At 73.4% G+C, this 6,459-nt stretch carries 6 protein-coding genes; all 6 read right to left on the bottom strand.

The window, feature by feature from the left end; all coding sequences use genetic code 11:
- Nucleotides 1-58: 58 nt before the first annotated feature.
- Nucleotides 59-649, bottom strand: a complete 591-nt coding sequence (locus AB8Z36_RS28225) for a TetR/AcrR family transcriptional regulator (RefSeq protein WP_369216206.1) — start codon at nucleotides 647-649, stop codon at nucleotides 59-61.
- Entirely contained in the window at nucleotides 637-1,371 is a 735-nt protein-coding gene (locus AB8Z36_RS28220; protein ID WP_369216205.1) for an enoyl-CoA hydratase family protein, read from the bottom strand. Before AB8Z36_RS28220 ends, AB8Z36_RS28225 begins: the two co-directional genes overlap by 13 nt.
- A gap of 28 nt (nucleotides 1,372-1,399) precedes the next feature.
- Nucleotides 1,400-2,578, bottom strand: coding sequence for an acyl-CoA dehydrogenase family protein (locus AB8Z36_RS28215; RefSeq protein ID WP_369216204.1), 1,179 nt, complete (start codon nucleotides 2,576-2,578; stop codon nucleotides 1,400-1,402).
- Nucleotides 2,575-4,464 (bottom strand): acetyl/propionyl/methylcrotonyl-CoA carboxylase subunit alpha, encoded by a 1,890-nt coding sequence (locus tag AB8Z36_RS28210; RefSeq protein ID WP_369216203.1) that lies wholly within the window; start codon nucleotides 4,462-4,464, stop codon nucleotides 2,575-2,577. The genes AB8Z36_RS28215 and AB8Z36_RS28210 overlap by 4 nt, the downstream gene beginning before the upstream one ends.
- A 4-nt stretch (nucleotides 4,465-4,468) precedes the next feature.
- Nucleotides 4,469-6,073 carry an acyl-CoA carboxylase subunit beta gene (locus tag AB8Z36_RS28205; protein ID WP_369216202.1) on the bottom strand — a complete coding sequence of 535 codons (1,605 nt, stop codon included), beginning with the start codon at nucleotides 6,071-6,073 and terminating at the stop codon, nucleotides 4,469-4,471.
- Nucleotides 6,074-6,119: 46 nt separating this feature from the next.
- Nucleotides 6,120-6,459: AtuA-related protein (locus AB8Z36_RS28200; RefSeq protein WP_440582014.1), on the bottom strand; the 340-nt coding region annotated here is incomplete at its 5' end.

The following is a 6,459-nucleotide window of genomic DNA, read 5'->3' as shown; positions in this document are numbered from 1 at the left end:
GCCCCGGACCCCGCTCCTCAAACGCCGGAGGGGCTGAAGATGCAGCCCCTCCGGCGTTTCAGCGCAGCGCCCGCTCCACCAGTTGCGTCCACTGGGTCACCACCCGTTCCCGCCGTGCCCCGTCATCCGTGAGCAGGTTCGCGAGGCCCAGGCCGCGGGCCATGTCCAGGAGGCCCTGGATGGTCTCCCGGACGCCGGGGACTGACTCGTCGGCGCCGAGGAGTTCCACCGCGATGCGGTGCGTCTCGCGGCCGACGCGGGATTCCAGCTCCGTGACCCGGCCCCCGAGCTGCGGCTCGTTCGACGCGGCCACCCAGAGGTGGAGCGCCGCGCGGAAGAGCGGACCCGTGTAGAGGTCGACCAGGGCGGCGACGACGGACGCCCTGTCCTGCGCGGGCAGGGCACGCAGCGCCGTGGAGCGCTGCTCGGCGACGTACTCGACGGCCGCGGTGAAGAGGTCCTCCCGGGTCGGGAAGTGGTGCTGCGCCGCGCCCCGCGAGACCCCGGCCCGCTCGGCGACGACCGAGACCGTGGAGCCCGCCCAGCCGTGCTCGGCGAGGCAGGACACGGCGGCCTCCAGGAGCCGCTGCCGCGTCGCGCGGCTGCGGTCCTGCTTGGGCGAGCGGTCCGCGGCGGTCACAGCACCCATGGGCGCTCCCGTCGTTCGAGGAACGCCGTCATCCCCTCGCTCGCCTCGGCGGAGCCGAAGAGCCGCGCGGACAGGGCGACGACAGCGTCCGAGTGGTCGTCGAATGCGTCGAGCACCCTAGCCGTGAGCAGCCGCTTCGTCTCGCCCAGGGCTCCCGGCGCCGCCTTGCGGAGCCCGTCGAGCATCGGGGCGAGCGCGGCGTCGACGTCCTCCGCGCAGGCCGTGACGAGGCCGATCCGCGCCGCCTCCGCGGCATCGAAGCGCTCCCCCGTCAGGCAGTACCGGGAGGCGGCGCCCGGGTCGAGGCGGGGCAGCAGCGTCAGGGAGATCACGGCGSGYGCGACRYGGGGGCGGACCTCGGTGAGCGCGAAGGACGCGCCGGGTCCCGCCACCGCCATGTCGCACGCGCCGAGCAGCCCGAGCCCGCCCGCCCTGACGTGCCCCGTGACCCGGGCGACCACCGGTGTGGGCAGCTCAAGGATCTGCCGCAGGAGCCGTACGAAGGCCTCAGGGGCGGGCGGCGCCTTGAGGTCGGCGCCCGAGCAGAACGTCGTGCCGGTGTGGGTGAGCAGGACCGCGCGGACCCCGGGGTCCCGGCCGAGGTCGCCGAGCGCCTCGGAGAGGGCGCCCACCAGGTCGGCCGAGAGCGCGTTGCGGCGCTCGGGGAAGTCCAGGGTGACGGTGACGACGCCGCGCGCCGGTGACGAGACGACCAGGCCCATCTCGGGCTCCTCTCCGGGTACGACGCCTTCAGTACGACTTCGGCAGGCCCAGCGTCTGGTGGGAGACGTAGTTCAGGATCATCTCCCTGCTGACCGGGGCGATCCTCGCCACCCGCGAGGCCACGATCAGCGAGGCGAGGCCGAACTCCTTGGTGAGGCCGTTGCCGCCGAGGGTGTGCACGGCCTGGTCGACGGCCTTCACGCAGGCGTCGGCGGCGGCGAGCTTGGCCATGTTGGCGGCCTCGCCCGCGCCCATGTCGTCGCCGTCGTCGTAGAGGCGGGCGGCCTTCTGCATCATCAGGCGGGCCAGCTCGATCTCGATGTGGGACTGGGCCAGGGGGTGTGCGATGGCCTGGTGGGCGCCGATGGGAGTCTTCCAGACGGTGCGTTCCCTGGCGTACACGGTGGCGCGCTCCAGGGCGAAGCGGGCCATGCCGAGGGAGAACGCGGCCGTCATGATCCGCTCGGGGTTGAGGCCCGCGAAGAGCTGGAGCAGACCCGCGTTCTCGTCGCCGACGAGCGCCTCCGGGGGCAGCCGCACATCGTCAAGCGTCAGCTCGAACTGCTTCTCCGCCGCCTGGAGTTCCATCGCGATCTGAGAGCGCTGGAAGCCCGGGGTGTCGCGCGGGACGATGAACAGGCACGGTTTGAGGCTGCCGGTGCGGGCGTCCGAGGTGCGGCCGACGATCAGGGTGGCGTCGGCGATGTCCACGCCGGAGATGAAGACCTTGCGGCCGGTCAGGAGCCAGTCGCCGGAGTCGGGGTCGCGGCGGGCCGTGGTGGTGATGCGGTGGGAGTTGGAGCCCGCGTCGGGTTCGGTGATGCCGAAGGCCATGGTGCGCGAGCCGTCGGCGAGCCCCGGCAGCCAGGCCCGCTTCTGCTCCTCGGTGCCGAACCGGGCGATGACGGTGCCGCAGATCGCGGGCGAGACGACCAGCATCAGGAGCGGGCAGCCCGCCGCGCCCAGCTCTTCCAGGACGATGGAGAGCTCGGCCATGCCGCCGCCTCCGCCGCCGTACTCCTCAGGCAGGTTCACGCCCAGGTACCCCAGTTTCGCGGCGTCCGCCCACAGCTCCTCGGGGTGGCCCCCGTCCTGGGTGACGCGGGTCAGGTAGGCGCGGCCGTACCGCTTGCCGAGGGCCGCGACGGCGGCGCGCAGGGCCTGGTGCTCCTCGGTTTCGAGGACAGTGCTGCGAGCGGTGCTCATGAGCGTGATTCCTCCTGGACGACGGCGAGCAGCGCGCCGACCTCGACCTGGCGGCCGGTCGCGGCGTGCAGGGCGGTGAGCGTGCCGGAGGCGGGAGCGGTGATGCGGTGCTCCATCTTCATGGCCTCCAGCCAGATGAGGGGCTGCCCGGCGGTGACCCGGGCCCCTTCGGCGAGTCCTTCGGCGACGCGTACGACGGTGCCGGGCATCGGGGCGAGCAGGGAGCCGGGCTCGCGGCGGGCGGTGGGTTCGGGGAGCAGGGGCAGCGGGGTCAGGGCCGTGTGGCCGCGCGGTGAGGTGACGTGCACCCGGCCTGTGGTGCCGCCGTACCGCGTGACCTCGTACGTCCTGCGTACGCCGTCGGCTTCGAGGACGACCCGGGCGGCGCTCACGTCGAGCACCCGGACCCCGTCGGCCCGCCATCCCTCGCGGGTGTGGTCGTAGCGCACCTCGTGCTCGGTGCCGTCCGGTTCGGTGCGCCAGCGCTTGAGGTGCGGCTGTGAGCGGAGGTTGCGCCAGCCGCCGAACCGGGAGCGGCCGTGCGCGTCGGCGAGTGAGGCGGCCAGTGGGGCGAGCGGGTCGGGGGCGGCGCGGGCGAGGTCGGCGGCGTACCGGTCGTAGAAGCCGGTGTCCATGCGCGCCTCGGTGAACTCCGGGTGCCGCAGGGAGCGTACGAGCAGGTCGCGGTTGGTGACGGGGCCGTGCAGGGCGGCCCGTTCCAGGGCGCCCGCGAGGCCGCGCACGGCCTGCTCGCGGGTCGGCGCGTGCACGACGGCCTTGGCGAGCATCGCGTCGTAGTGCACGCCGACGGTGTCGCCGTCGGTGTACCCGGTGTCCAGGCGGACGCCCGGCACGTCGATCCGGTGCAGGGTGCCGGTCTGCGGGGCCCAGTCTGCGGCGGGGTCCTCGGCGTAGAGGCGGGCCTCCACGGCGTGGCCGCGCGCGGGCGGCGGCTCCTCGTCGAGGGCGCGGCCCTCGGCCACCTGGATCTGGAGCGCCACCAGGTCAAGGCCGAACACCGCCTCGGTCACGGGGTGTTCCACCTGGAGGCGGGTGTTCATCTCCAGGAAGTGCGCGCGTCCCCCGGCGACGAGGAACTCCACCGTGCCCGCGCCCCGGTAGCCGGTCACGCGGGCCGCCCGTACGGACCGTTCGTGCAGCTCGGCGACGAGGCCGGGGGCGAGGCCCGGCGCGGGCGACTCCTCGATGACCTTCTGGTGCCTGCGCTGGAGGGTGCAGTCGCGGGTGCCGAGCGCCCACACCGTGCCGTGCGCGTCGGCCATGACCTGCACCTCGATGTGGCGCCCGCCCTCGATGAACGGCTCGGTGAACACCTCGCCGTCGCCGAAGGCGCTCGCCGCCTCCGCGCGCGCGGCCGTCAGCTCCGCCGCCAGGTCGGCCAGCGCGCGGACGACGCGCATGCCGCGCCCGCCACCACCGGCCGCCGCCTTCACCAGGACCGGCAGGTCGCCCTCGGTGACCTCGGTGAGCGGTGCGATGCCGAGGAGTTCCTTGGCGCGGGTCTTGGAGGCCATCGCCTCGATCGCCTCGGGCGGCGGGCCGATCCAGGTCAGGCCCGCGTCGAGGACCGCGCGGGCGAACCCCGCGTTCTCGGAGAGGAAGCCGTAGCCGGGGTGGACGGCGTCGGCGCCGGCGGTCTGCGCCGCCTTCACGATGAGCTCGCCGCGGAGATAGGTGTCGGCGGGCGCCGCGCCCGGCAGCCGTACCGCCGCGTCGGCCGCCCGGACGTGCAGGGCGTCCGCGTCGGCGTCGGAGTACACGGCGACCGTGGCGATGCCGAGGTCGCGGCAGGTGCGGAAGACGCGGCAGGCGATCTCGCCGCGGTTGGCCACAAGAACGGACTTGATCGTCGTCACTGTCGTCACTGCCTCACATCCGGAAGACGCCGAAGCCGCCGCGCGCGCCCTCGAAGGGGGCCGTGTGGAGCGCGGACAGGCACAGGCCGAGCACGGTGCGGGTGTCCCGCGGATCGATGACGCCGTCGTCGTAGAGCCGCCCGGAGAGGAACATCGGCAGGGACTCGGACTCGATCTGCCGCTCCACCATCGCGCGCAGCGCGGCGTCGGCCTCGTCGTCGTAGGGCTGCCCCTTCGCCGCGGCCGACTGCCTGGCGACGATCGAGAGGACGCCCGCGAGCTGCTGCGGGCCCATCACGGCCGACTTGGCGCTCGGCCAGGCGAAGAGGAAGCGGGGGTCGTAGGCGCGCCCGCACATGCCGTAGTGCCCGGCGCCGTAGGAGGCGCCCATCAGGACGGAGAGGTGCGGTACGCGCGAGTTGGAGACGGCGTTGATCATCATGGCGCCGTGCTTGATGATGCCGCCCTGCTCGTACTCCTTGCCGACCATGTAGCCGGTGGTGTTGTGCAGGAAGAGCAGCGGTATGTCGCGCTGGTTGGCGAGCTGGATGAACTGGGCCGCCTTCTGTGACTCCGCGCTGAACAGCACGCCCTGGGCGTTGGCGAGGATGCCGATCGGATAGCCGTGCAGCGCGGCCCAGCCGGTCACGAGCGAGCTTCCGTACAGCGGCTTGAACTCGTCGAAGTCGGAGCCGTCGACGATCCGGGCGATGACCTCGCGCGGGTCGAAGGGCTTCTTCAGGTCGCCGGGGACGATGCCGAGCAGCTCGTCCTCGGCGTACTTGGGCGGCTCGACGGTCAGCGGGTCGGGGTCGGCGTGCGCCTTGCGCCAGTTGAGGCGGGCGACGACGCGGCGGGTCTGGCGCAGCGCGTCGTGCTCGTCCTCGGCGAGATGGTCGGCGAGGCCGGAGGTACGGGCGTGCATCTCGGCGCCGCCGAGCGATTCGTCGTCGCTCTCCTCGCCGGTCGCCATCTTCACCAGCGGCGGCCCGCCGAGGAAGACCTTGGCGCGCTCCTTGACCATGATCACGTGGTCGCTCATGCCGGGTACGTAGGCGCCGCCCGCCGTGGAGTTGCCGAAGACGACGGCGATGGTCGGGATACCGGCCGCCGAGGACTGCGTGAGGTGCTTGAAGAGGGCGCCGCCCGGGATGAAGATCTCCTTCTGCGACGGCAGGTCCGCGCCGCCCGACTCCACCAGGTGGATCGACGGCAGCCGGTTGGCGTGCCCGATCTCGTGCGCCCGGAACGCCTTCTTCAGCGTCCAGGGGTTGGACGCGCCGCCCCTGACCGTCGGGTCGTTGGCGGTGATCAGGCACTCGACGCCCTCGACGACCCCGATGCCGGTCACCATCGAGGCGCCCACGGGGTACTCGCTGCCCCAGGCGGCCAGCGGGGACAGTTCGAGGAACGGGGTGTCGGGGTCAAGGAGCAGTTCGATGCGCTCGCGCGCGAGCAGCTTGCCCCGCTTCCGGTGGCGCTGGACGTACTTCTCGCCGCCGCCATCGAGTGCCTTGGCCTGTTCGGTGCCGAGCTCGGCAAGGCGCTCCAGCATGGCCGCGCGGTGCTCGGCGTACTCGGCGCCCGCCGGGTCCAGCGCGGAGGCGATGACGCTCATCCCCGCACCTCCGGCGTCTCCGGCGTCGCGCTCGGGCTGTCCGTGCTCACAGCAGTACCTCCGGTATGTCCAGGTGACGGGCGCGCAGCCACTCGCCGAGGCCCTTGGCCTGCGGGTCGAAGCGGGCCTGGGACGCGACGCCCTCGCCGAGCAGGCCCTCGACGACGAAGTTCAGGGCGCGCAGGTTGGGCAGGACGTGCCGGACGACGCGCAGCCCGGCCGTCTCGGGGAGCAGGGCGCGGAACCGGTCCTCCGTCAGCTCGTGGGCGAGCCACCGCCAGGCCTCCTCCGACCGCACCCACACGCCGACGTTCGCGTCGCCGCCCTTGTCGCCGCTGCGGGCTCCGGCGACGCGGCCGAGGGGGGCGCGGCGGGTGGGACCCGGG

The organism is Streptomyces flavofungini, assembly GCF_041028215.1.
Classification (GTDB): Bacteria; Actinomycetota; Actinomycetes; order Streptomycetales; family Streptomycetaceae; genus Streptomyces; species Streptomyces flavofungini_B.
The sequence above is the reverse complement of the archived record's forward strand: the minus strand, read 5'-3'. Positions and strand labels throughout refer to the sequence as shown.

Bases quoted from the DNA above. Each gene is read 5' to 3' on its own strand.
- AB8Z36_RS28225 (WP_369216206.1), bottom strand. From the start codon at position 649: ATGGGTGCTGTGACCGCCGCGGACCGCTCGCCCAAGCAGGACCGCAGC.
- AB8Z36_RS28215 (WP_369216204.1), bottom strand. From the start codon at position 2,578: ATGAGCACCGCTCGCAGCACTGTCCTCGAAACCGAGGAGCACCAGGCC.
- AB8Z36_RS28205 (WP_369216202.1), bottom strand. From the start codon at position 6,073: ATGAGCGTCATCGCCTCCGCGCTGGACCCGGCGGGCGCCGAGTACGCC.